This is a genomic window from Thermoanaerobacter thermocopriae JCM 7501 (assembly GCF_001310975.1).
Lineage (GTDB): Bacteria > Bacillota > Thermoanaerobacteria > Thermoanaerobacterales > Thermoanaerobacteraceae > Thermoanaerobacter > Thermoanaerobacter thermocopriae.
Genome location: NZ_BAZY01000007.1, coordinates 36668 through 59143, shown reverse-complemented (window position 1 = coordinate 59143; position 22476 = coordinate 36668). Strand labels below are relative to the sequence as shown.

Below are 22476 nucleotides of genomic sequence, written 5' to 3'. Positions count from 1 at the left end.
TAGATTAAATAAGCCACAAAAAAGGAAGTGAGAAAATGCCAAAAAATACAGTAAAGTTGTTACTTTTTATATCCTTAAGCTTTTTTTTAGTATTTGCAAACTATTTTACTCCTATACAAGATATAGCAAAAACCCCCTCAAGTTTTAAATTTTTTCAAGGGGAAAAAGTCAATTATAACTTTAATATACCAATAAAAGTAAGTTTTCAGGCTGATAAAAAAGGTTTTTTGAAAATTAATGATACAGAAGGTAAAAATGTTTTAAATTTAAAAAAACCAATTACAATAGAAGCTGTAAACACCGGTACAGTAAATTTGGATTTTAAGCTATTTGGAATATTTCCTATAAAACATATTAGTGTCGATATTGTTCCGCCTACAAAAGTAGTTCCAGGTGGTCAAGCAATAGGGGTTAAGCTAAACACAAAAGGCGTATTAGTAGTAGGTTATTCAGATATAATGGGAGAGGATAGTAAAATTTATAGTCCTTATAAACAAGGAAAAATACAGATAGGAGATATAATATTAGAGGTCAACGGTAAGGAAATAAAACGTGCAGAAGACATTACTAACATTGCAAATAAATTAAAGGGAAAAGCTTTAAAATTAAAAATAAACAGGAAAAACCACATTTTTTATACTAGTATTTGTCCTGTAAAATCAAAAGAGGATAAACAATACAGAATAGGTCTTTGGGTAAGAGATCACACTGCTGGTATAGGAACCTTAACCTTTTATTATCCTACGACAAAGATATATGGAGCTTTAGGCCATGCTATAACTGATGTAGACACTGGCACATGTTATCAGTAGAAAACGGTGAGATTATGAATTCTCGAATTACTTCTATTGACCAGGGAAGAAGAAGTAGGCCGGGGGAATTAAAAGGGATTTTTTTAGAAGAAGTTGATACAATCGGTAATATACTCAAAAATACTGAATTTGGAATTTATGGGAATATGTATAAAGATTTTAATAATGATTTGTATGGAGAGATTCCTATAGCATATCAAAGCCAAATAAAAGAAGGACCAGCGAAAATATTAGCTACCATTGATGGTACAGGTATACAGGAATTTGATATTGAAATTATCAAAAAGTATATCAAGAAACTCCTAGTTCTAAAAGCATGATAATTAAGATTGTTGACAAGAATTTATTAAAAAAGACTGGAGGCATAATACAAGGTATGAGCGGTAGCCCTATTATACAAGATGGGAAACTGGTTGGAGCAGTTACTCACGTTTTTGTTAATGACCCAACAAAAGGTTATGCTGTTTATGCAGAATGGATGATGAGGGAAATGAATAATCTACTTAATAATAAACAGGTCTTTACAAATAATTAAAATTTTTCGGGAAAAAGAAGGAAATTCATATATTATGTAGAATAATAAATATTATACTAATATTAGCAATGGGAGGTTAAATAATTGGTTAAGAAAGTTAGAGTAGGAATAGCGGATGATAACAAAGAGTTTGCTACTATTTTAGCTGAGTATTTATCTACCCAAGAAAATATTGAAGTGGTAGGTGTTGCCAATGATGGCAACCAAGCAATTGAATTAATCAAAGATCATTCGCCGGATTTGTTAATTTTAGATATTATAATGCCATATTTAGACGGTATTGGTGTTTTGGAAAAGATAAATGAGGAACAATTAAAAAAGCCTAAAATTTTAGTTTTATCTGCTGTTGGCCAAGAAAAAATAACTCAACGAGCTATTGCCTTAGGAGCCGATTATTATATTTTAAAGCCGTTTGATTTAGCTATGCTATCAAAAAGGATTTCTGAAATTATGGAATCTGAGTTAGATGTAGTATCAAAGACTGTTTTTCCTGTGGTAAAGGCAAAGAAAAATTATGACCTTGAAGCGATGATTACAGAAATTATTCATGAGGTAGGAGTACCAGCTCATATAAAGGGGTATATGTATCTAAGAGATGCTATTTCTCTTGTTATAAGCAATATGGAGTACTTGAATTCTGTAACCAAAATGTTATATCCTAAAATAGCGGAAAAGTACAATACTACTCCCAGCAGAGTAGAAAGAGCTATAAGGCATGCAATAGAGGTCGCTTGGAGTAGGGGCAAAACTGAAGTTTTAAATGAACTTTTTGGATATACTATAAATGACGAAAAAGGTAAACCAACAAATTCTGAGTTCATTGCGCTTATTGCTGATAAATTGAGGTTGGGAATGAAAGCAGGGTAAAAGAGCAGATACCTGCTTTTTCTTTTTTTAGCTCTCATTTAAAAATATGATAAAACATAAAAGTAGAGCCAAAAATCCTTCTATTTGTTGAGGATTCAACAAGTGGAAGGATTTTCATGTAACTGAATAAAATGACTTTTTTATTTCCTGTAAAAATTTTTTATGCTATAATAATAAACGATGTTACTTTATGGAGGAAACTTGTATGCAAATAACAGGAACAGTGAAAATGGATAAAAGAACTAAAAATTTAGTGAAAAGATTAAATCCTGGAGAAATAGCTATAATTGATCATAGAGATATAGATGAAGTGGCTGCTGAATCTTTAGTAGAGAAAAAAGCTTTGGCAGTCATAAATGCTGATAAATCTATAAGCGGTAGATATCCTAACATGGGACCTTCCATCTTATGTGAGGCAGGAATTCCAATTATTGACGATGTAGGAAAAGACATTTTTGATTTATTGAAAGAAAATGACAAAATAACTATAATTGATAATGAAATATATAAAGACGGTCTGCTTATAAAAAGAGGAAAACTTCTCACAAAAGACGTTATAAACTATAAATTGCAGGAAAGTCGTGAAAACATAGGTGTTGAATTAGATAAATTCATTGAAAATACATTAGAATATGCCAAGAAAGAAAAATATTTTATTCTAGGGGGAGTTGAATTACCAAATGTTAAAACTCGTTTTAAGAATCGACATGCTCTTGTAGTTGTTAGAGGAAAGGATTACAAAGAAGACTTATTTACAATAAAACAGTATATAAACGATGTAAAACCTATTTTAATAGGAGTAGATGGAGGGGCAGATGCTCTTTTAGAGTTTGGTCTTGTACCTGATATAGTCATTGGTGATATGGACAGTGTAAGTGATGAGGCTTTAAAAAAGGCTCGCGAAATCGTAGTTCATGCTTATCCCAACGGAAGAGCACCGGGCTTAGATAGAGTAAAGGCATTAGGCCTTAAAGCAGAAATTTTTAAGGCACCGGGTACAAGTGAAGATATAGCTATGCTGTTGGCATTTGAAAAAGGTGCTGACTTAATTGTTGCTGTAGGGACCCATTCCAGTATGATTGATTTTCTGGAAAAAGGGAGAAAAGGAATGTCCAGCACTTTTTTAGTGCGATTAAAAGTGGGAGAAAAATTAATCGATGCCAAAGGAGTAAATAAGCTGTACAGGGAAAATTTTAAAATTTCTTATATATTAAGCATTATACTGGCAGCGTTGATTCCTCTGGGAGTAATAGCGTATTTTTCTCCACCTATGCAGCAGCTGTTGAAATTATTACAACTTAGAATTCGTCTTTTAATTGGATTTTGAGGAGGATTTTTATGAATATAAATATTAAATACTATGTTTTAACAATTGCTTCTATTTTTGTTGCTTTAGGAATTGGCATTTTTATAGGCTTTATGTTAGATGGCCAAAAGGTTTTTTCGGAGCAACAAACTGCAATTATAAACGAATTAGAACAAAAGTTCAAAGATTTACAAACAGAAAATGATAATCTGAAAACCACTATTCAAGAATTAAATAAAAGGATAGGGTATTACAATCAGTTTCATCAAATTATTTTTCCTGAGTTAATAGATAATAAGTTAAGTGGAGTTAAAGTAGCAATTATTGAAACTACTAACGAATTTATATATTCTGGCATGAGGAACGCTCTTTTAAAAGCAGGAGCCACGATTGAGTCAATTACTGTTATAAAAAACAGTTTTAATACTGGTAATGAATTGGAAGTAGAAAATTTAATCAATTTCCTTTCTAACAAATATGAAGTTACACTAGATGAAAAACACCTGAACGAATTCGTAGCTTCGAAATTAGCTAATGCGATTGTAACTGGTCAGGATGTGGATCTTATTAATTATTTAAAGGCAAATGGTTATATTGATTTTACGGGGATTGCAGGTAATACAGATTTTGTGATTATAGCTGGAGGAAGTAATAATGAAGATAATAATGTAGCTTCTATAGATATTCCAATAATAAAACAAGCGAAATTACTCAATGTTCCTATTATAGGTGTTGAACAAAGCGATGCTAAATATTCCTATATTGATGCTTATAAAAAACAGCATATTTCCACAATAGACAATGTAGAAGATATAATAGGTCAAACGTCACTTATAATGGTAATGGAGGGTAAAGAAGGCAATTATGGAGTGAAGGCAAGTGCAATGAGTTTAATGCCGGATTCTTTTATAAAGTCTGACAATTCTAATCATACTTCCACTGCTAATTCTAAAAAGTGAGGGTGGATAGATGGATAAAAAAGTTAGTGTACTAATACCTGCTTACAATGAAGAAGAGAGAATAATTGATACCATAAAAGGACTAAAAGATGTTGAAGAAGTCGATGAAGTTATCGTAATAAACGATGGCTCAACTGATAATACTGCTGAAAAGTCAAAAAAAGCAGGTGCGAAAATAGTCAATATGAAGAGAAATGTTGGTAAAGGAACAGCTTTAAAGGAAGGTTTAAAATATGTAAAAAATGACGTTGTAGTTTTTCTAGATGCTGATGTAGGGCTTTCGTCGCGAGAAGTCAAAAAACTTATATTGCCTGTCCTTGAGGGAGAAGCAGATGTTACAATTGCAAAGTTTCCCAAAACAAATGTAAAAGCTGGATTTGGCTTTGTTAAAACTTTAGCTAGAAAAGGAGTAAAATATTTTACTGGATATGAAATTGAATCTGTATTGTCAGGCCAGAGGCTTTTAAAAAAAATGTTTTAGAGAGTTTAAAAACTTTTTATAAAGGTTTTGGAATAGAAGTTGGGATGACAATAGATCTATTAAAAAAAGGATACAAAATAAAAGAAGTAGAAGTGAATATGACACACTCTGTTACAGGCAGAAACTTAATAGGTTTCCTACACAGAGGAAAGCAGTTTTGGGATATTCTGAAAGTATTAATATATAAGTTTCTTTCGAAAGATATCAATGATTAGTAGGTGAGATAGTGTTTTGGACTAAAATATTGTTAACTCCTTTAATAATGACAGTTATAACAAAAAAGCTTTTTATAGTATTATTAGCAAACCTTTGTGTTTAAGAGAAAACTATAAATGATGATACCTGTTTGTGGTGGTATTGTATTTGTACCTTCTTTATTTGTGTCAATTATACTTCTCAATTTATTGGGACTTAAAATAGATTATCAAGAAGTAATTTTGTTAAGTTTATCCCTCATTTCTTTTGCCGGATTTATAGATGATGTATTAGGAGACAAAAATGTAAGAGGCTAAAGGGTCATATAACAATGCTTTTAAAAGGAAAGCCTACTACGGGCAGTTTAAAAGCTTTATCAGGAGTTTTGATTGCTTTTTTTACAAGTTTTAATATTGGAAAAATTATATAGGAGAATTGATAATAGATACCTTGATAATAGCACTTTTTACTAATTTTTTAAACCTTGTAGACTTACGACCTGGAAGGTCTGGGAAGACTTTTTTGGTTATTTCTTTAATTTTTCTAATAATAGGCAAAACTCAACCCTATTTCTTGGTTTTACTAACTATGATTCTTTTAGTGTATTTACCGGAAGATTTAAAAGCCAAAGTAATGATGGGGGATACCGGATCAAATGTTTTAGGAATGTCTTTAGGAATAAGTAGCATCCTTATTTTTGATTTATACGGCAAGTTAATAATATTAACATTGCTAATTTTATTACATATTTTTACAGAAAAATATTCGTTAACTGCTTTGATCGAAAAAAATAAAGTTTTAAACTATCTCGACATGTTAGGAAGAAAAGGAGAAAGATAACGTGATTAGCGTTTATTTAGCTAAAGTAAATAAAATTGTGTCACAAAGAGAAGGCATAACTGTTGTGGAGGTTGAGTCAGAGGACGAAAAGGCACTGGCTTTGAATTATGACGATGTAACCGGAAAAATAGAGGTAGGAGATAAAGTTTATGTAAACCGAACTGCTCGCCTTTTAAATCTTGGAACCGGTGGATATGATTTTATAATGGCAAATCTCAGACATTCTCAATTCGATGCTATAAGTAAAGGACATATTATGAAATTGAGATATACACCTTTTCAGATAAATGTACTAAGCATGGAGGAACAAAACAGTCCTTATCATACTGCTTTTGAAGAGTTTGAAAGTTTAGAAGATTTACCTGTAATAGTTGGAGAACTTCACAGTATGGTAGCGCCTGTAGCCTTAGTGCTAAAAAGTACAAATCCTAACCTTAAAATTACATATGTAATGACAGATGGTGGATGCCTACCTATAAGTTTTAGCAATACAGTTTTTGAACTTAAAAAGAGAGGAATAATAGATAATACAATTACAATTGGCCATGCTTTTGGAGGAGATTATGAATGTGTAAATATTTATACTGCTTTGATAGGTGCAAAGGAGGTATTACAAACAGACGTAGTTATAGTGGCAATGGGGCCAGGAATAGTAGGTACGGGAACTAAGTATGGTTTTTCAGGAGTAGAACAAGCCTATATAATAGATGCTGTAAATAAATTGGAAGGTAATCCTGTACTTATCCCAAGAATTGGATTTAATGACAAAAGAAATAGGCATCAAGGAATTAGTCACCATACTATAACTGTTTTAGAACTGTGTAATAGTTCCTGCGTTTTGACTTTTCCTACAATGGAAGAAGAAAAAGAAAAAATAATAAAAGAGCAGATAAATTCAAATCCTGTATTTTCACGATATAGAATAGAATTTATTGAAGCTGAAATTATAAGAAAATATATAGAAGAAACTGACTTTAACTTGACAACAATGGGAAAAAACTATGAAAGTGAGCCAGACTTTTTTAATGCTTGTGGAGCTGCAGCCCTTTATGTGTCTTTTAAATTATTGGAAAGCTGATTTAATTACTTCGAGTCAGGGGTCAGCTTCCAGCATCCTTGCCTCTGGCCTCGCTTTTGTCTCTCAGTCTCGCTAAGTTTAGCAACTGCTCTGTCAAGTTGCTTCTCTTGGGTAAGATGTTAACTAAATGAGTCTAATTCTTGACACGGATTACTTCTCCTAAAGTTTTGTATCTTTTATTTAGTTCCTTTAATAAAAATAATAGAGTAGAAAATTTTCCAGCATAATAAAGACTGTTTCCTATTATAATCATTTTATCACCTCATTTCTATAGTATGTTATGTAATTATTGCTAAAAATATACATAGAAAGGAAGATGAGTTTTGAAGCAAAAAGAAGTTACAGTCGGTACCAATAAGATTTTTGAAGGAAAAATAATAAATTTAAGAGTAGATGAGGTAAAATTGCCTAATGGAAAAGTTACTACGCGAGAAATAGTTGAGCATCCCGGCGGTGTATCCATAGTAGCAGTTACCGATAAAGAAAAAATTTTGTTAGTGAAGCAGTATAGAAAACCTGCTGAGGAATCTTTATTAGAGATACCAGCAGGAAAGTTAGAAAAAGGCGAAGAACCTTTGATTTGTGCTAAAAGGGAATTATTAGAAGAAACAGGTTATGAAGCAGGTTTTATAAAACATTTGATTACTTTTTATACTACTCCTGGATTTTCTGATGAAAAAATGTATTTGTATTTTGCAAAAGATTTAAAAAAATACACTGCTCAACCTGACGAGGACGAATTTTTAGAGGTATATGAGTATACTCCAGAGGAATTGTGGGAAATGATTTTGCAAAATCAGATAAAAGATTCTAAAACAATAATTGGAATTTTATATTATTTTAAAATGAGGAATAGCCTATGAAATTTTACGGGGATTTGCATGTTCATGTTGCAAGGAGTAAAGGTGCTCCCATAAAAATTGCAACCTCAAAGAATTTAACTGTTTTAAATATATTAGAAAAAAGTATATTAAAGGGAATTGATATAGTGGGAATTGTAGATGCTGCCTCTCCTCTTGTTTTGGAGGAAATAAAAGAATATGTACAAGAAGGAACATTATTTCCTCTTGAAGAAGGAGGGCTTAGGTATAAAAATAAAGTTACTTTGATTTTAGGCTGCGAAATTGAAATTGGTAAAGAAGAAAAGGGCTCTCCCCACTTAACTTGTTATTTTAAAGATATTGAAAGCATTTCTCTATTTTCTCAAGAAATTTCTAAATACATAAAAAATATAAATTTAAGTTCTCAGCGAATAAATCTTACAAGTGTGCAGGTTGTTGAAATCGCCGAAAAATACAATGGAGTTGTGATTCCCGCCCATGTTTTTACTCCTTTTAAAAGTTATTATGGCAGTTGTACTGATAGACTTGAATATGTCTTTAAAGATTTTAATCAATTTATTTATGGAATAGAATTAGGCCTTAGTGCAGACTCTGATATGGCGGATCAGATTGAGGAATTAAAAGGCAAAACTTTTCTTTCCAATTCAGATGCCCATTCCTTAGAAAAAATAGCCAGAGAGTTTAATGTTTTTGATATAAAAGAGGCAAATTTTGAGGAGATTTTACTGGCTATAAAAAGAGAAAAGGGAAGAGAAATTATAAAAAATTACGGTTTAAATCCTAAGTTAGGGAAATACCATAGAACTTTTTGCTTGGATTGTGGCTATATTGCAAGGGAAAAACCACCAGTTAAAAAATGCTTAAAATGTGGAAGCGCAAATATAGTTTTAGGTGTAAGGGATAGAGTAGAGGAAATTAAAGATTATGATACTACCCATCCTTCTTTTAGACCTTTATATATTTATCAAATCCCTTTAGAATTTATTCCTAATATTGGGAAAAAGTCTATCGAAAAATTAGTAAATTATTTTGGCAGTGAACTGTATGCTTTGCATGAGGCAGCTTATGAAGAATTAGAAAAAGTAGTGGGAACTTCTAATGCCCTAAATATTTTAAAGGCAAGAGAAGGGAAATTGGAGGTTTCAGCTGGAGGAGGGGGAATATACGGGAAAGTTACTATAACTTAAAGGAATATTGTCCCCTTTTGACTCATAAATTTAAATTAGCTTTATAAAAATAGGGGGCAATATTCTTGAAGTTTTTAAAAGGAAACCTTCATCTGCATATTAAAAATAATTTTTTGCTGTATGTGTTAGCTGTAATGTCATTAATGATAGGAGTAGCAGCGGGATCTTTTACTGTTAATAATCTAACTGATATACAGATGGAGCAAATAATAGGGTATATCTCAAAATTTTATCAAATTGCAAAATTTGTAAACTTGAATTCTAGCCAAATTTTTAAACAATCTCTTTTAAATAATTTTGTCACTGTGTTTGTCTTATGGATTTTAGGGGCTACAATTATAGGAATTCCTTTTATATTTTTGCTTGTGGGGATAAGAGGCTTTATTTTAGGATTTTCTATTGGAGTTTTAATAAAAGAATTTGAGACAAAAGGGGTATTACTTGTATTTATGGGAATTTTACCTCAAAATGTTTTTATCTTGTTGGGAATTTTGTTTATATCTATAACGGCTATTAATTTTTCTTTATATCTTTTAAAAAATCGTAAATTTTATTTTGAAGAGTTAGTATCACAATTTGTTTCTTATACTTTTATGGTATATGCAGGGTTTTTAGTTATATCAATAGGTTGCTTAATAGAATCTTATCTTTCACCCTATATATTGCTTTTACCGATTTTTTCGCCATAAAAGAAGGAAAATGACGATTTATGTTGAATATTTATAATTAAATGCTTTATTATAAAATTCATGAATTGTAGGGGTAAAGAATATGTTAAATAATGTGGTTGGGGAGTTTCTGGATTTTTTAAAAAAGAACAAAAAACTGTCCAAAAACACTCTAGAATCTTATAACAGAGATATAAAGCAATTTTTAAATTATCTTGAAGAAATCGGAATAAACTATTATAATGTCAAAAAATCGACAATACTAAATTATCTTTATTATTTGAAGAAAAAAGGTAAATCGCAAGCAACTGTTTCTCGAAATGTTTCTTCTCTCAAAGCCTTTTATCATTATTTATTTATGAAAAAGAAAATAGAAGAAGACCCAACATACATGATTAATACCCCGAAAGTAGAAAAAAAGCCACCTACTGCTTTAACAGTTGAACAGGTAGATATGCTACTTTCAATAGACTTTGGGAATGATGAAAAAGGACTTAGAGATAAGGCTCTTATTGAATTACTTTATGCTACAGGACTTAAAGTCTCTGAAGTTATTTCTTTAAAATTAGAAGATGTGAATTTATCTTATGGTTATGTAGTTATTCGTTCTAATAAAGAAAGAGTTATTCCTATAGGCTCTCATGCAATTGAAGCTTTAAAAAATTATATTGAAAAAGGAAGAAAAGCAAAAAATGGAGAAAATACTCTTTTTTTAAATTTGCGTGGAGAAAAACTTACAAGACAGGGATGTTGGAAAATAATAAGAGAATATACTGATAAAATTAATCCTGGATTTCCTGTTACTCCAAATACATTAAGACAATCTTTTGCGCAACATATGCTTCAAAACGGTGCGGATATTAGAGCTGTCCAAGAAATGTTAGGCTATCAAACAAATCTAAATACAAATTTACTTTCTTTAATTTCAAAATCGAAAATAAAAGAAGTATATAATAAATTTCACCCTCGGGCTTAAAATATAAAAAAGTATAATATTCACCCTCCAGCGCAAAATAAATAGTGATGAGGAGGGTGATTTTATGTCTAAAAAAATTTTAACATTATTAGTAAGTATGATAATAGCCATTTCTTTTATTTTAGATGTTACAGTATATGCTGATACTTTAAATTTAAAGGCAAAATCTGCTATTTTGATGGAGGCTAATACAGGACAAATTCTTTATGAAAAAGATAGCCATAAGCCATTGCCGCCTGCCAGTGTTACCAAGGTAATGACTCTTTTACTGGCGATTGAAGCAATAGATTCTGGTAAAATAAAAATAACAGATAAAGTTGTCACTAGTAAACATGCTTTTGATATGGGAGGTACACAAATATATTTAGAAATAGGTGAGGAAATGACAGTAGATGATTTAATGAAAGCTATAGCGATGAATTCGGCAAATGATGCTTCTGTTGCTTTAGCTGAGTATATTGCGGGTACGGAGGAAAATTTTGTTGAAATTATGAATAAAAGGGCTAAAGAATTAGGTGCAAAGAATACTACTTTTAAAAATGCAACTGGACTACCTGATGAAGGTCACTTGACAAGTGTATATGATATTGCGATGATTTCAAGAGAATTAGTAAAACATGAAGTATATTTAAATATTTGACCAATAAATTAGATTCTTTAAGAAATGGGAAATTTAGTCTCATAAATACTAATAAATTATTGTGGCGCTATAAAGGAGTAGACGGAATTAAAACAGGTTCTACTTCGGAAGCACTTTATTGTATGGCAGCAACAGCTAAAAGAGCAGATACAAGATTAATAGCGGTGGTGTTCGGGGCACCTGATTCTGAGACGAGATTTAGTGAAACGGCTAAATTGTTAGATTATGGATTTGCTAATTATGAAAGCGTAAAAATAGCTTCAAAAGGGCAAAGTTTTGGTAATGTTAAAGTTTTAAAAGGGAAAAAAGAAACTGTTAGCGGTGTATGCCACGATGATGAGTATATACTTATTAAAAAAGGAGAAGGTAAAAATATAAAAACAGAGGTAGAGCTAAAGAATGCTGTATTAGCTCCTCTGGCTAAAGAGGTTCCAATAGGCACTGTAAAAATAACTCAGGATGGCAAGGTTATAAAGACATTTAACTTATATCCGCAAAAAGCAGTAGAAAAAGCAAATTTTTTTGAAAATCTCAATAAAGTTTTTAGTGGATGGTTAAGATATCAGTAGTTTACTTAAGCACTAAACAGTCGTTTAGTGCTTTTTATAATTTTAGAAAAATATTGTAAAAAAAGGAGGAATTTTAAAATTTATATCGAATATAATAGGGGGAGGTTGATAAGATGGGAGTAAAATTTGCAAAAAGAAAGGATACCTTGATAGCAAAAATTGAAGGTGAGTTAGACCATCATGTAGCGGAAAACATAAAAAATGTGATCGATGAAGAATATACAAAAAAGTCATGTAAAAATTTAATTTTTGATTTTAAAAATGTAAATTTTATGGATAGTTCAGGAATTGGTGTTATAATAGGTAGATATAAGAAAATCAAAGAGAACAATGGTAAGGTAGCTATAGTAAGTGCCAACAAGCAATTACATAAAATTATTGAAGTTTCTGGATTGTTGCGTATAATTAAATGTTATAATGACATTGAAGAAGCCTTAAAAGAAATATAAAAGGGGGATTACCATGGAATACACGAACATGATGGAGTTAAAATTTTTAAGTAGGTCGCAAAATGAGTCTTTTGCAAGAACTGTTGTTGCAGCTTTTGCTGCTCAACTAGATCCGACAATTGAGGAAATTGCAGATATAAAAACTGCTGTTTCAGAAGCAGTTACCAACTGTATAATTCACGGATATGAAAGTAAAATTGGTATTATTACTATTAAAGCTTTTGTTTCAGGCAACAAACTAACAATTGAAATCATAGACGAAGGAAAGGGAATTGAAGATATTGAAAAGGCTATGCAACCCTTATTCACAACTCGCTTAGAAGAAGAGCGAGCCGGAATGGGTTTTACTGTAATGCAAACCTTTATGGATGAATTAGAAGTTGAATCAACTCCAGGGAAAGGAACTCTAGTTCGGATGACAAAATATATAGGGTCTGATAAATGAGGTGACTTTATGAAAGAAGGGAATTTTGAAAAAAGTGATGACAATTTGACATTGATAAGAGCAGCGCAAAAAAATGATAAAGAAAGCTTGGAAAATTAATTTTAGAAAATAGTGGTCTTATTTGGAGTATTGTTAAAAAATTTTCTAACAGAGGATACGAATTGGAAGACTTATATCAAATAGGTTGTATGGGTTTTGTGAAGGCAGTTCAAAAATTTGATGAATCTTACAATGTAAAATTATCTACCTATGCAGTACCTATAATAATGGGAGAAATTAAGAGATTTTTAAGAGATGACGGGCTAATAAAAGTAAGTCGCTCTTTAAAGGAGCTTTCTACAAAGGCCTTCTATCTTAAAGAGGTTTTAAGCAGTGAATTAAACAGAGAACCGACAATTAATGAAATTGCTGAAAGATTAAAGGTGAGCCCAGAAGAAGTTGCTATGGCTTTTGAATCAGCTGCAACTGCTGAGTCATTGTATGACAACGCAACTCATGACGAAGATGATAGGCTTTTAATTGAATGGTAAGTGAAGAGGAAAAAGAAGTTGATATAGACGATAAATTAGCTTTGCAGATGGTTATAAATAAACTTAAACCGCGAGAAAAACAAATAATATTTTTGAGATATTTTAAAGATATGACGCAGATGGAGATAGCAAGTATTTTAGGGATTTCACAAGTGCAAGTATCGAGAATAGAGAAAAAAGTTTTACAAAAATTAAGAAAAGAATTGGATGAAGTGTAGTATTTTAACATAAATACTACACTTTTTTTGAATTAATTTTGATTATCTTCACATACTAATAATGGTTGGTGAAATAAAAATGAAAAAGACGTTAATTATAATGGTGGCAATATTGCTAATTTTTGCTATTAGCTATTTTTATATGCATAAGACCAATAAAAAATACCTGACAGTGCTGATTTGGTATTTAAGGAGGAGGAAATCCTATGGCAGTTGTGAAAGTTTTAAATGTTGTAGGTGACTCAACGGTCAGTTGGGAAGATGCAATACACAAAGCTGTAGAAGAGGCAGCTAAAACTATTGACAATATATCGGGAATTGAAGTTGTTAATCAAACAGCTAATGTAAAAAATGGAAAAATAGTAGAATATAAAGCTAATATACAAATAGCTTATAGGGCAGACCAAGGTTTGGATTAAAAATAAAAGAGCACCGTCTATGGTGCTCTTGTTATAAAAAGGGGTGAGAACAATGGAAAGAGATGTGAAAAAGGAACAAGAATATAAAGACATAGCACAGAAATATGAACCTCAACCTACTTTGCTTAAAAATTTGGTAATGGCTTTTATAGTAGGAGGCTTGATAAGCGACATAGGACAGTTATTTTTAAATTTTTATCTATCAAGAGGTTATTCTATGCAAGATGCAAATACTCTTGTAGCAATTACTATGGTATTTATTGGAGCTTTTTTGACTGGAATTGGTGTGTATGACGATATAGGGAAATTTGCAGGAGCAGGTTCTATCGTTCCAATAACAGGTTTTGCAAATTCTATTGTGTCACCGGCAATGGAGTTTAAAAGAGAGGGCTTCGTCTTTGGGGTGGCAGCAAAGATGTTTATAATTGCAGGACCTGTTATTGTATATGGTGTCAGTACTTCAATTATTATAGGTTTGATATATTATTTTTTGAAGTAAAAGGGGAAGTTAGATATGGCAGAGAAAAAGCTTGGTTCACAGACGGTTAAGTTTAAAAATCCTCCATCTATAATAGCCGGAGCTACTATTGTGGGACCTAAAGAAGGAAAAGGGCCGTTAAAAGGTTATTTTGATATGATTTTAGTAGATGATACTTATGGTGAAAAAAGTTGGGAAAAAGCAGAATCAAAAATGTTCCAAGATGCTGTGAATTTAGCATTAAAAAAGGCCAACCTTAAGATTTCAGAAATTGATTATCTGTTAGGCGGCGATTTGTTAAATCAAATTATAAGTGCCAATTTTGCTGCGCGACAATTGAATGTGCCCCATTTTGGATTGTATGGGGCTTGTTCTACTATGACAGAAGGATTGTCTTTAGGTGCTATGCTTATTGATGGTGGCTATGCTGACTATATAATAGCTGCAACTTCCAGTCACTTTTCTACTGCAGAAAGGCAATATAGATATCCTTTGGAACAGGGTATTCAAAGGCCTTTTACCTCGCAGTGGACAGTAACTGGTGCAGGAGCTACAATTTTAGCCTCCACGGGAGAAGGCCCTTATATTACTCATGCTACAATTGGCAAAGTTGTAGATTTGGGAATGAAAGATGCTAATAATATGGGAGCGGCAATGGCACCTGCTGCGGCAGATACAATTATCACTCATTTTAAAGATACGGGTTTTACAATAGAAGACTATGACCTTATTATGACAGGAGATATGGGTCGAGTAGGCAGAGATATACTTTTAGAGTTGCTGTATAAAGAAGGGTATGATATAGAAAGCAAGTATAAAGATTGTGGAATAGAAATTTTTGATGAATCACAAGATGTACATTCTGGTGGCAGTGGTGCTGCTTGCTCTGCAGTTGTATTAAACGGATGGCTGTTATCACAAATACGAAATGAAATATATAAAAAAGTTTTATTTATGGCAACAGGAGCTCTTTTATCTCCTACTAGTAGTTATCAAGGGGAATCTATTCCTGGAATTGCCCATGCTATTACAATATCGACAACATTATAAGGAGGTCAATATGGATTATATAAAAGCGTTTTTAATAGGAGGTTTGATTTGTGCTATTGCACAAATTTTAATTGATAAAACAAAATTAACTCCTGCAAGAATATTAGTAACGTATGTGACATTAGGTGCTATACTAGGAGGATTTGGAGTTTATAAAAAATTGATAGATATAGGTGGAGCAGGAGCTACTATACCCATTTTGGGTTTTGGAAATTCCCTTGCCCAAGGTGTAATAAAAGCTGTTGAAAAAGATGGATTGATTGGAGTTTTTACAGGTGGATTGACAGCCACTGCCGGAGGAATTTCTGCAGCAATATTTTTCGGATACATTTTTTCTTTGATTTTTAATCCAAAGACTAAAAAATAAGTATAAGTTAGCAAATCTTAACTTATACTTATTTTTTTAACTTATCCTATGGTATAATATAAAAAGCAAGGAATTATTTTATTAGTAAAAAGGTGGTTTTTTTGCGTATACTGGTTAACGGAATTGATTTAATTAGACTGCTAAAAGAAATCTCTTTAAAAACAAAAATTAAATCTTATATTGTAGGTGGAGTGGTAAGAGATTTTTTGTTAGGGGTTAAAAACCTTGATATTGATGTAGTAGTGGAAGGAGACGGTATTGAGTTTGCTTATATATTGCTTTCTTATTTAAAAGGTGATATTGTAGTGTATGAAGCTTTTAGAACTGCTACTTTGAGTTATCACAATTTTTTCTATTGATATTATATCCGCTCGCAAAGAGTATTATGAATGCCCTGCTGCGCTGCCAACAATCGAATTTTCAAATATATACGATGACATGGCAAGAAGAGATTTCACTATAAATGCTTTGGCTTATGATGTAATGGAAGGAAAGATTTTAGATTATTTTAATGGATTAGAAGACTTAAAAAAAGGTTTAATTAGGGTTCTCCATTCTAAAAGTTTTATTGATGACCCCACTAGAATATTTAGAGCTATAAGATATGCTACTAGATATTCTTTTGAGATTGAAGAAAAGACGCACAATTTGATGAAAGAATCAATAGAAAATATCAGACTTTTGTCTGCCGATAGAATAAGGAATGAGCTTCTTTTAGTCTTGAAAGAAGATAAAGCAAAAGAAATGATTGAAAAAATTATTTCTTACGGTATCGATAAGGTTATTTTCGATGAAATTACACTTAATACTCAAAATCTCGATACAGTATATACAAATATAGAAGTTGAATTGTACAGATTTTTAGTGCTTTTTTACTATCTAAAAGAAAAAGATATTAATGAAATTGAAAAAAAGTTGAGAATAAATAAAATTTATTTCAAAGCTTTAAAAGATTTGTTTTTTTTAAGAGAGCAGCTCAATTGCCAAAATAAAAATATTAGAAAAATAAGAGAAACTATAGATAAAACAAAAGAAGAAGTTTTAAGAGCTATTGAAGTAATGGAAGGAGAAAAAGCCGAAAAAATTATAAAAGGCAAATTAACTGTAAGGGGAAAAGACATAAAAAATTTAGGACTTCCTCCCAGTCCTTTATATGGAGAATTACTGGACAAGGTGTTTGAAGCGAAAATTAATGGGATTATTACTACAGGAGAGGAAGAAATAGAATTTTTGAAAAGATTAATAGAAAAATTAAAGAAAGGGGAATAAATTTGATAGATTTTATGGATTTTTTATATAGAATACCTGCACTTTTTATTGCTATGAGTTTCCATGAATTTAGTCATGGCTATGTGGCAGATAAATTGGGGGACCCTACTCCAAGACAGAGCGGTAGGCTTACCTTAAATCCGCTAGCTCATATTGACCCCATTGGCCTTTTAATGCTTTGGCTTTTAAGGTTTGGGTGGGCGAAACCTGTTCCTATTAATCCTCTGTATTTTAGTGATAGAAAAAAAGGAGTATTGCTTGTATCTTTAGCAGGCCCTTTTTCTAATGTTTTACTGGCTATCCTTTCTCGAATATTGATGATGGCATTTAAAGATGTTCCAATATTATATCCACTTTTGTATCTATTGTACATTTACAATTTAGTTTTTGCTGTTTTCAATATAATACCTGTACCGCCTTTGGATGGTTCAAAAGTATTGTGGAGTTTATTACCTCCAAGAGAAGCTTATATGATTTCTCAATATGAAATGTATGGACAGGTTATTTTGCTCCTTCTTGTTTTCACTGGAGTAATAGGACAAATCATGGGGCCTCTTATGAATGCTTTGGACTCTTTTATAACTATTATTTTAAAACCTTTTGGGGTGTGAAGATGTACAACGTAAAATTAGAAGTGTTTGAAGGACCTTTTGATTTACTTTTTCACCTTATAGAAAAAAATGAAATTGATTTAATGGATATACCCATTTCAGTTATTTAGATCAATATATGGAATATATTAAAACTTTACAGGAAATGGATTTAAATGTGGCTTCAGAATTTATTGTGATGGCAGCTACTTTATTAGAAATTAAATCTAAAATGTTACTTCCCAAAAAGCAGTTTGAGGAAGAACAGTTGGAAGTAGAAGAAGTAGATCCAAGAGAAGAATTGGTGACTAAATTGATTGAGTACAAAAAATATAAAATTATTGCCCAGACTTTTAAAAAAATGTGCAAAATTGGTTCTCGTTTTTTTAGAGAAGAACCTGAAGTAAAATATATAGATAAAAAAATTGCTCTAAACTACTCTAGCGAAGACTTATATAAAGCTTACCTTAAAGTTGTTTCAAAAAATAACACCAGAGAAGATGAAATAGAAATACAAAAAGATGAATATACTGTAGAAAACAAGATTAAGGAATTATTGGTTAAATTAGTAAAAAAACCTTTATTTTGGTTTAGTGAACTTATAAAAAAAAAGTCGTGCAAAGGGAGAGATTATTGTATCTTTTATTGCTGTTTTGGAATTGGTGAGACTTAATAAAATTGTAGCAGAACAAAAGACTACTTATGGAGATATACTTATTAAATCCTTTAGGAGAGGAGAAAAAAATGAGCAATGAAGGAAAAATAGAAGCTATATTGTTCGCAGCAGGTGGTCCAGTAAAATTAAAAACCCTATCCGAAGTGGTTGGACTTTCTCAAGAGGAAATAATAAATGTTGCGACTAAATTAAAAGAATATTACAATAAAGAAAATCGTGGTTTGAATATTATATTTTTTGAAGATAAAGTTCAAATGTGTACAAATGATAGTTATGGAGAAATAGTCAGACAAGCTTTGGGATTAGAAATAAAACAAGGACTTTCACAAGCAGCCTTAGAGGTGCTGGCTATAATAGCTTATAATCAACCTATTACTAGGACAGAAATTGAAAGAATTAGAGGGGTAAAAAGCGATAAAGCTATAAATACTTTGCTTGAATTTAATTTGATCAAAGAAAGTGGTAGGGCTTTATCTCCTGGTAGGCCAATACTTTATGCTACAACAGAGGACTTTCTAAAATATTTTGGAATTAAATCTTTGAAAGAATTACCGCAAGTCGAAATTATACCCTAAAAAGGAGGGTTTAATGGATGAAAAGAAACTCATTACTTGTTTTTTTAATTGGGTTTGCTTTTACTCTTATTTCAACAAATTTTGCCTTTGCAAATGAAAAGGAAATAGTAAGTTTAGGGGCAGACCTTACTCCTAAGCAACAGCAAGAAATGATAAAATATTTTGGAGCTAATCCAGCCACTACTAAAATTATCACCGTTACAAATGAGGAAGAGAGAAAATATTTAAAAGGACTGGTACCTGATAAACAGATAGGTAGTAGAGCTATTTCTTCAGTGTATGTAAAGCTTCTTCCACAGGGAGAAGGAATTATGGTTGATACTCACAACATAAACTGGGTCTCTAAAGAGATGTATGCCAATGCAATGGTGACAGCAGGCATTAAAGATGCAAAGGTGGTAGTAGCTGCTCCATTTGATGTATCTGGAACAGCAGCTCTTACAGGAATAATGAAGGCATTTGAAGAAATAACAGGGGAAAAATTAAGTGAGGAAGCAAAAAAAACAGCTAATGAAGAATTGGTCATAACAGGTATATTAGGAGAAAAAATAGGAAAAGATAAAGCAGTTGAACTTATACAAAAGGTTAAAGAAGAGGTAATTGCAAGAAAACTTACAGATGAAAATGAAATTGCAAATCTTATAAAAGATGTTGCTAAACAGCTCAACATAAAACTAACTGATGAACAGATATCTCAGATTGTACAGCTTATGAAGAAGATAAATCAGCTCAATTTAAATGTTGAAATGATAAAAAAGCAATTAGAAAAAATAGGAGTAGATATTGATAAAATAAAAAAGACACTGGAAGAACATAAAGGTATATTAAAAGCAATTTTAGACACTATAAAAAGCTTTTTTGATTGGCTGGCTTCTCTTTTTAAATAATTAATGGAATATAAAAGCAGGTGCTCTTTTTATAAAGAGCTGACCTGCTATAATTTTATCTAGAAGTTTTTAGTAATTATACTTGCTGTTTTTTTTCAAAAAGAGATTATCATATATTAAGATACTATATTTCCTTTATATGGATAAAAAGTAGGCAGTTTTTAATAAGCATCAATCTTTTTACCAAAAATATAATAAAGACCTAAATTTTTATTAAAAAGATTTATAAATAGTGGTGTATGAGGTGTAAAAAGATGAGATATTTATCTGCGGTTTTTATACTCCTTATTTTTTTGATATTACTATATTTTGTGCCTATTAAAATTAAATTAAAAGCGTATAAAGAGGAGAAAAATATTTCCCTAGAAATAACAACTAATATATTTTTAGTAAATTTTTTAACTATTAAAATACAAAAAGAAAATGAAAAAGAGCAGTTGGATTTTAAGATTTTTGGTATCAAGATGCATAAAAGTGAAGATGCACAAAAATTAAATAGACTTAATAAAGAAAAGAAGTTTTCGACGTTAGATATAAGATGTGAAGATTTTTTCAAGATTATAGAATTTCTAAAAGATATGCTAAAAGATGCCATAGTGCATAAATTTTATCTAAATATAAGAATTGGCTTAGAAGATGCAGCCTGGACCGCTATTTTGAGTGGCTTTTTATGGGGCATAGTATATCAAGCTCTTATGCCGATATATAATAATGCTACCTTTACTGCTGCTCCTGAGGTTCATATTACACCCTCTTATGGCCAAAATATGCTAGAGGGAAATTTAATTTGCATATTTAAAATAAGCTGTGGTAATATTATTATTAATGGAATAAAGTTTGTGGGTAGTTTAAAGGGGAGGTGAAAATATATGAGTGACCACCCAATCGATGCCTTGATGAAAACAACCATGGAAAGTTTAAAAGACATGATAGATGTCAATACAATAGTAGGAGATGCTGTAGAGACTCCTGATGGAACAATAATAATCCCTATCTCTCGTGTTACTTTTGGCTTTGCTGCTGGAGGTGGGGAAATTAACCTGCCAAAGAATGATAAAAAAGGTACTACAGAACAAGATTCATCTCAAAGCATGCCTTTTGCAGGTGGCAGTGGAGCAGGAGTTTCTGTACAGCCTGTTGCTTTATGGTAGTCGGACAAGGACAAATCAGACTCTTGCCAGTTACTCAAAGCGCTATGTTGGAGAGGATAATAGACCTGACACCAAAATTGATAGAAGAAATACAAAGTTTATTTAATAAAGGTAAGTCGACAAAAAAGTTACACAATTCAACAATGAACAACAATACTGAGATATAAAAAGTGGGGAACCCCACTTTTTTGTATATAAAGGAGGCATAAAATGAAAAAATTTGTGTTTTATCTTTTTATTTTACTGTATTTTATGTCTTCTGTAAAAGTGTATGCGAATAGCGATTATCCTTCTATTTTTGCTAAATCAGCAATTGTAATAGATCAAGAGACAGGAAGAGTGTTGTATGAGAAAAATTCCCATGAGAAACTGCCAATGGCAAGTACTACAAAAATAATGACTTTGTTGGTGGCTTTAGAAAAAGGTAATTTGAAGGATATTGTAACTGTTAGCAAAAGGGCTGCAAGTGTTGGAGGTTCCTCCATCTGGCTTTCGCCAGGAGAAAAAATTGATATGGAAAGCTTGCTTTATGGACTCATGTTAAATTCTGGGAACGATGCGGCTACAGCTATTGCAGAACATATAGGCGGTAGTGTGGAAAATTTCGCTAAAATAATGAACGAAAAGGCAAAGGAAATAGGGGCATATGATACGCATTTTGTTACTCCTTCTGGTTTAGACATTGGTATTGATGACCATTATACTACTGCTTATGATTTAGCTTTAATAACAAGATATGCTTTTAGATATCCTAAGTTTGCAGAGATTGTATCAACAAAAGAAAAGACAATTCCTTGGGAAGGAAAAGAATGGGATAGATATTTAAGGAATAAAAATAAACTCTTATGGATATACGAAGGAGCTGATGGAGTAAAAACTGGATTTACTAATAAAGCAGGTAGATGTCTTGTATCTTCTGCAACCAGAGAAGGGAGGAGATTTATTGCAGTTGTTTTAAATAGTCCTCCAATGTGGGAAGATTCTATAAAAATATTAGATTATGCTTTTTCAAAGTATAAGCTTATAGAGTATTAAAAAGAGAGGAGCTAATTAAAAAGATAGAAGTAAAAGGTGGAAAAGAAAATAGCATATCGGTTGTAAGTGAAACAGAATGTATTATTCCAGCATCAGAAGAAGAGAAACAGAAGGTAAGTTTAGAATTTCATCTCCCTGAAAGTGTAGAAGCTCCTATTGAAAAGGGTGAAAGAATAGGCTATGTGACAGTAAAAATAGGGGAAGAAAAAATATGTGATGTCAATTGTATAGCTTTAAAGAAAGTGGAACAAGAAGATTTTGGTTTCAATTTTCAAAAAATAATAAAAAATTGGTTAAGGGTATTAAATCCCCCATGTATATAATTAAAAAGGCATTTGAATTTGCTGACAAACATTTGTTTTTCATCTGAAACCCTCCTAAA

Annotated in this window: 19 protein-coding genes and 9 pseudogenes; all 28 read left to right on the top strand. The window is 31.5% G+C overall.

The features are described from left to right. Window positions 1–35 precede the first annotated feature (35 nt). The 28 genes and pseudogenes from spoIVB to JCM7501_RS04370 all read left to right on the top strand — a co-directional run bounded on the left by spoIVB (window position 36) and on the right by JCM7501_RS04370 (window position 22417). Window positions 36–1347, top strand: a pseudogene (gene spoIVB, locus JCM7501_RS15825) (SpoIVB peptidase). Window positions 1348–1431: 84 nt separating this feature from the next. Beyond that, window positions 1432–2214: a sporulation transcription factor Spo0A gene (gene spo0A, locus JCM7501_RS04495; RefSeq protein WP_028991924.1), complete on the top strand. Its 783-nt coding sequence runs from the start codon at window positions 1432–1434 to the stop codon at window positions 2212–2214. 205 nt (window positions 2215–2419) lie between these two features. Beyond that, entirely contained in the window at window positions 2420–3541 is a 1122-nt protein-coding gene (gene steA, locus JCM7501_RS04490) for a putative cytokinetic ring protein SteA (protein WP_028991923.1), read from the top strand. A gap of 11 nt (window positions 3542–3552) precedes the next feature. Continuing rightward, entirely contained in the window at window positions 3553–4479 is a 927-nt protein-coding gene (locus JCM7501_RS04485; RefSeq protein WP_013150280.1) for a copper transporter, read from the top strand. Between the two features lie 10 nt (window positions 4480–4489). After that, window positions 4490–5175, top strand: a pseudogene (locus JCM7501_RS04480) (glycosyltransferase family 2 protein). Window positions 5176–5292: 117 nt separating this feature from the next. After that, a complete protein-coding gene (locus JCM7501_RS14170) occupies window positions 5293–5472 on the top strand; it encodes a hypothetical protein (protein ID WP_256201139.1) in 180 nt (59 codons plus the stop codon). A gap of 118 nt (window positions 5473–5590) precedes the next feature. Beyond that, complete coding sequence (locus JCM7501_RS14165; RefSeq protein WP_256201138.1) at window positions 5591–5995, top strand: MraY family glycosyltransferase; 405 nt, start codon at window positions 5591–5593, stop codon at window positions 5993–5995. Between the two features lies 1 nt (window position 5996). Beyond that, on the top strand, window positions 5997–7073 hold the full coding sequence (locus tag JCM7501_RS04470) for a DUF3866 family protein (RefSeq protein ID WP_013150283.1): 1077 nt from the start codon (window positions 5997–5999) through the stop codon (window positions 7071–7073). 323 nt (window positions 7074–7396) lie between these two features. Further along, window positions 7397–7936, top strand: coding sequence for an NUDIX hydrolase (locus JCM7501_RS04465; protein ID WP_028991921.1), 540 nt, complete (start codon window positions 7397–7399; stop codon window positions 7934–7936). Beyond that, entirely contained in the window at window positions 7933–9102 is a 1170-nt protein-coding gene (locus JCM7501_RS04460; protein WP_028991920.1) for an endonuclease Q family protein, read from the top strand. The genes JCM7501_RS04465 and JCM7501_RS04460 overlap by 4 nt, the downstream gene beginning before the upstream one ends. Window positions 9103–9167: 65 nt before the next feature. Then, window positions 9168–9791, top strand: coding sequence for a stage II sporulation protein M (spoIIM, locus tag JCM7501_RS04455; protein ID WP_028991919.1), 624 nt, complete (start codon window positions 9168–9170; stop codon window positions 9789–9791). A gap of 82 nt (window positions 9792–9873) precedes the next feature. Continuing rightward, window positions 9874–10746 (top strand): site-specific tyrosine recombinase, encoded by an 873-nt coding sequence (locus JCM7501_RS04450; RefSeq protein WP_013150288.1) that lies wholly within the window; start codon window positions 9874–9876, stop codon window positions 10744–10746. Window positions 10747–10810: 64 nt separating this feature from the next. Further along, a pseudogene (locus JCM7501_RS04445) lies at window positions 10811–11955 on the top strand (D-alanyl-D-alanine carboxypeptidase family protein). Window positions 11956–12068: 113 nt separating this feature from the next. Further along, entirely contained in the window at window positions 12069–12404 is a 336-nt protein-coding gene (gene spoIIAA, locus JCM7501_RS04440; protein ID WP_013150290.1) for an anti-sigma F factor antagonist, read from the top strand. Window positions 12405–12417: 13 nt separating this feature from the next. Next, entirely contained in the window at window positions 12418–12849 is a 432-nt protein-coding gene (gene spoIIAB / locus JCM7501_RS04435; RefSeq protein WP_012995175.1) for an anti-sigma F factor, read from the top strand. A gap of 9 nt (window positions 12850–12858) precedes the next feature. Then, a pseudogene (sigF, locus tag JCM7501_RS15820) lies at window positions 12859–13597 on the top strand (RNA polymerase sporulation sigma factor SigF). A 61-nt stretch (window positions 13598–13658) separates the two neighbouring features. After that, window positions 13659–14016 (top strand): annotated as a pseudogene (locus JCM7501_RS16535) (dodecin family protein). A 52-nt stretch (window positions 14017–14068) separates the two neighbouring features. Continuing rightward, on the top strand, window positions 14069–14515 hold the full coding sequence (gene spoVAC / locus JCM7501_RS04420) for a stage V sporulation protein AC (protein ID WP_012995178.1): 447 nt from the start codon (window positions 14069–14071) through the stop codon (window positions 14513–14515). 15 nt (window positions 14516–14530) lie between these two features. Beyond that, window positions 14531–15544, top strand: coding sequence for a stage V sporulation protein AD (gene spoVAD / locus JCM7501_RS04415; protein WP_028991918.1), 1014 nt, complete (start codon window positions 14531–14533; stop codon window positions 15542–15544). 10 nt (window positions 15545–15554) lie between these two features. Then, window positions 15555–15911, top strand: coding sequence for a stage V sporulation protein AE (gene spoVAE, locus JCM7501_RS04410; protein WP_012995180.1), 357 nt, complete (start codon window positions 15555–15557; stop codon window positions 15909–15911). Between the two features lie 101 nt (window positions 15912–16012). Beyond that, window positions 16013–17180 (top strand): annotated as a pseudogene (locus JCM7501_RS04405) (CCA tRNA nucleotidyltransferase). 2 nt (window positions 17181–17182) lie between these two features. Beyond that, entirely contained in the window at window positions 17183–17791 is a 609-nt protein-coding gene (locus tag JCM7501_RS04400; protein ID WP_013150291.1) for a site-2 protease family protein, read from the top strand. A gap of 2 nt (window positions 17792–17793) precedes the next feature. After that, window positions 17794–18525, top strand: a pseudogene (locus tag JCM7501_RS04395) (segregation and condensation protein A). Then, window positions 18515–19021, top strand: coding sequence for an SMC-Scp complex subunit ScpB (gene scpB / locus JCM7501_RS04390; RefSeq protein ID WP_012995184.1), 507 nt, complete (start codon window positions 18515–18517; stop codon window positions 19019–19021). The pseudogene JCM7501_RS04395 and the gene scpB overlap by 11 nt, the downstream one beginning before the upstream one ends. A gap of 17 nt (window positions 19022–19038) precedes the next feature. After that, entirely contained in the window at window positions 19039–19908 is an 870-nt protein-coding gene (locus tag JCM7501_RS04385) for a DUF1002 domain-containing protein (RefSeq protein ID WP_013150293.1), read from the top strand. A gap of 254 nt (window positions 19909–20162) precedes the next feature. After that, complete coding sequence (locus JCM7501_RS04380; protein WP_028991915.1) at window positions 20163–20771, top strand: DUF2953 domain-containing protein; 609 nt, start codon at window positions 20163–20165, stop codon at window positions 20769–20771. 6 nt (window positions 20772–20777) lie between these two features. Next, window positions 20778–21226: pseudogene (gene ytfJ, locus JCM7501_RS04375) on the top strand (GerW family sporulation protein). Between the two features lie 43 nt (window positions 21227–21269). Continuing rightward, window positions 21270–22417, top strand: a pseudogene (locus JCM7501_RS04370) (D-alanyl-D-alanine carboxypeptidase family protein). Window positions 22418–22476: the final 59 nt, after the last annotated feature.

What these genes read in the sequence shown, in the direction of transcription:
- JCM7501_RS04485 (WP_013150280.1), top strand. Translation starts at nt 3,553, where the DNA reads ATGAATATAAATATTAAATACTATGTTTTAACAATTGCTTCTATTTTT.
- spoIIAB (WP_012995175.1), top strand. Translation starts at nt 12,418, where the DNA reads ATGGAATACACGAACATGATGGAGTTAAAATTTTTAAGTAGGTCGCAA.
- spoIIAA (WP_013150290.1), top strand. Translation starts at nt 12,069, where the DNA reads ATGGGAGTAAAATTTGCAAAAAGAAAGGATACCTTGATAGCAAAAATT.
- JCM7501_RS04380 (WP_028991915.1), top strand. Translation starts at nt 20,163, where the DNA reads ATGAGATATTTATCTGCGGTTTTTATACTCCTTATTTTTTTGATATTA.
- steA (WP_028991923.1), top strand. Translation starts at nt 2,420, where the DNA reads ATGCAAATAACAGGAACAGTGAAAATGGATAAAAGAACTAAAAATTTA.
- spoVAC (WP_012995178.1), top strand. Translation starts at nt 14,069, where the DNA reads ATGGAAAGAGATGTGAAAAAGGAACAAGAATATAAAGACATAGCACAG.
- scpB (WP_012995184.1), top strand. Translation starts at nt 18,515, where the DNA reads ATGAGCAATGAAGGAAAAATAGAAGCTATATTGTTCGCAGCAGGTGGT.
- JCM7501_RS14170 (WP_256201139.1), top strand. Translation starts at nt 5,293, where the DNA reads ATGATGATACCTGTTTGTGGTGGTATTGTATTTGTACCTTCTTTATTT.
- spoVAE (WP_012995180.1), top strand. Translation starts at nt 15,555, where the DNA reads ATGGATTATATAAAAGCGTTTTTAATAGGAGGTTTGATTTGTGCTATT.
- JCM7501_RS04460 (WP_028991920.1), top strand. Translation starts at nt 7,933, where the DNA reads ATGAAATTTTACGGGGATTTGCATGTTCATGTTGCAAGGAGTAAAGGT.
- spoVAD (WP_028991918.1), top strand. Translation starts at nt 14,531, where the DNA reads ATGGCAGAGAAAAAGCTTGGTTCACAGACGGTTAAGTTTAAAAATCCT.
- JCM7501_RS04450 (WP_013150288.1), top strand. Translation starts at nt 9,874, where the DNA reads ATGTTAAATAATGTGGTTGGGGAGTTTCTGGATTTTTTAAAAAAGAAC.
- JCM7501_RS04385 (WP_013150293.1), top strand. Translation starts at nt 19,039, where the DNA reads ATGAAAAGAAACTCATTACTTGTTTTTTTAATTGGGTTTGCTTTTACT.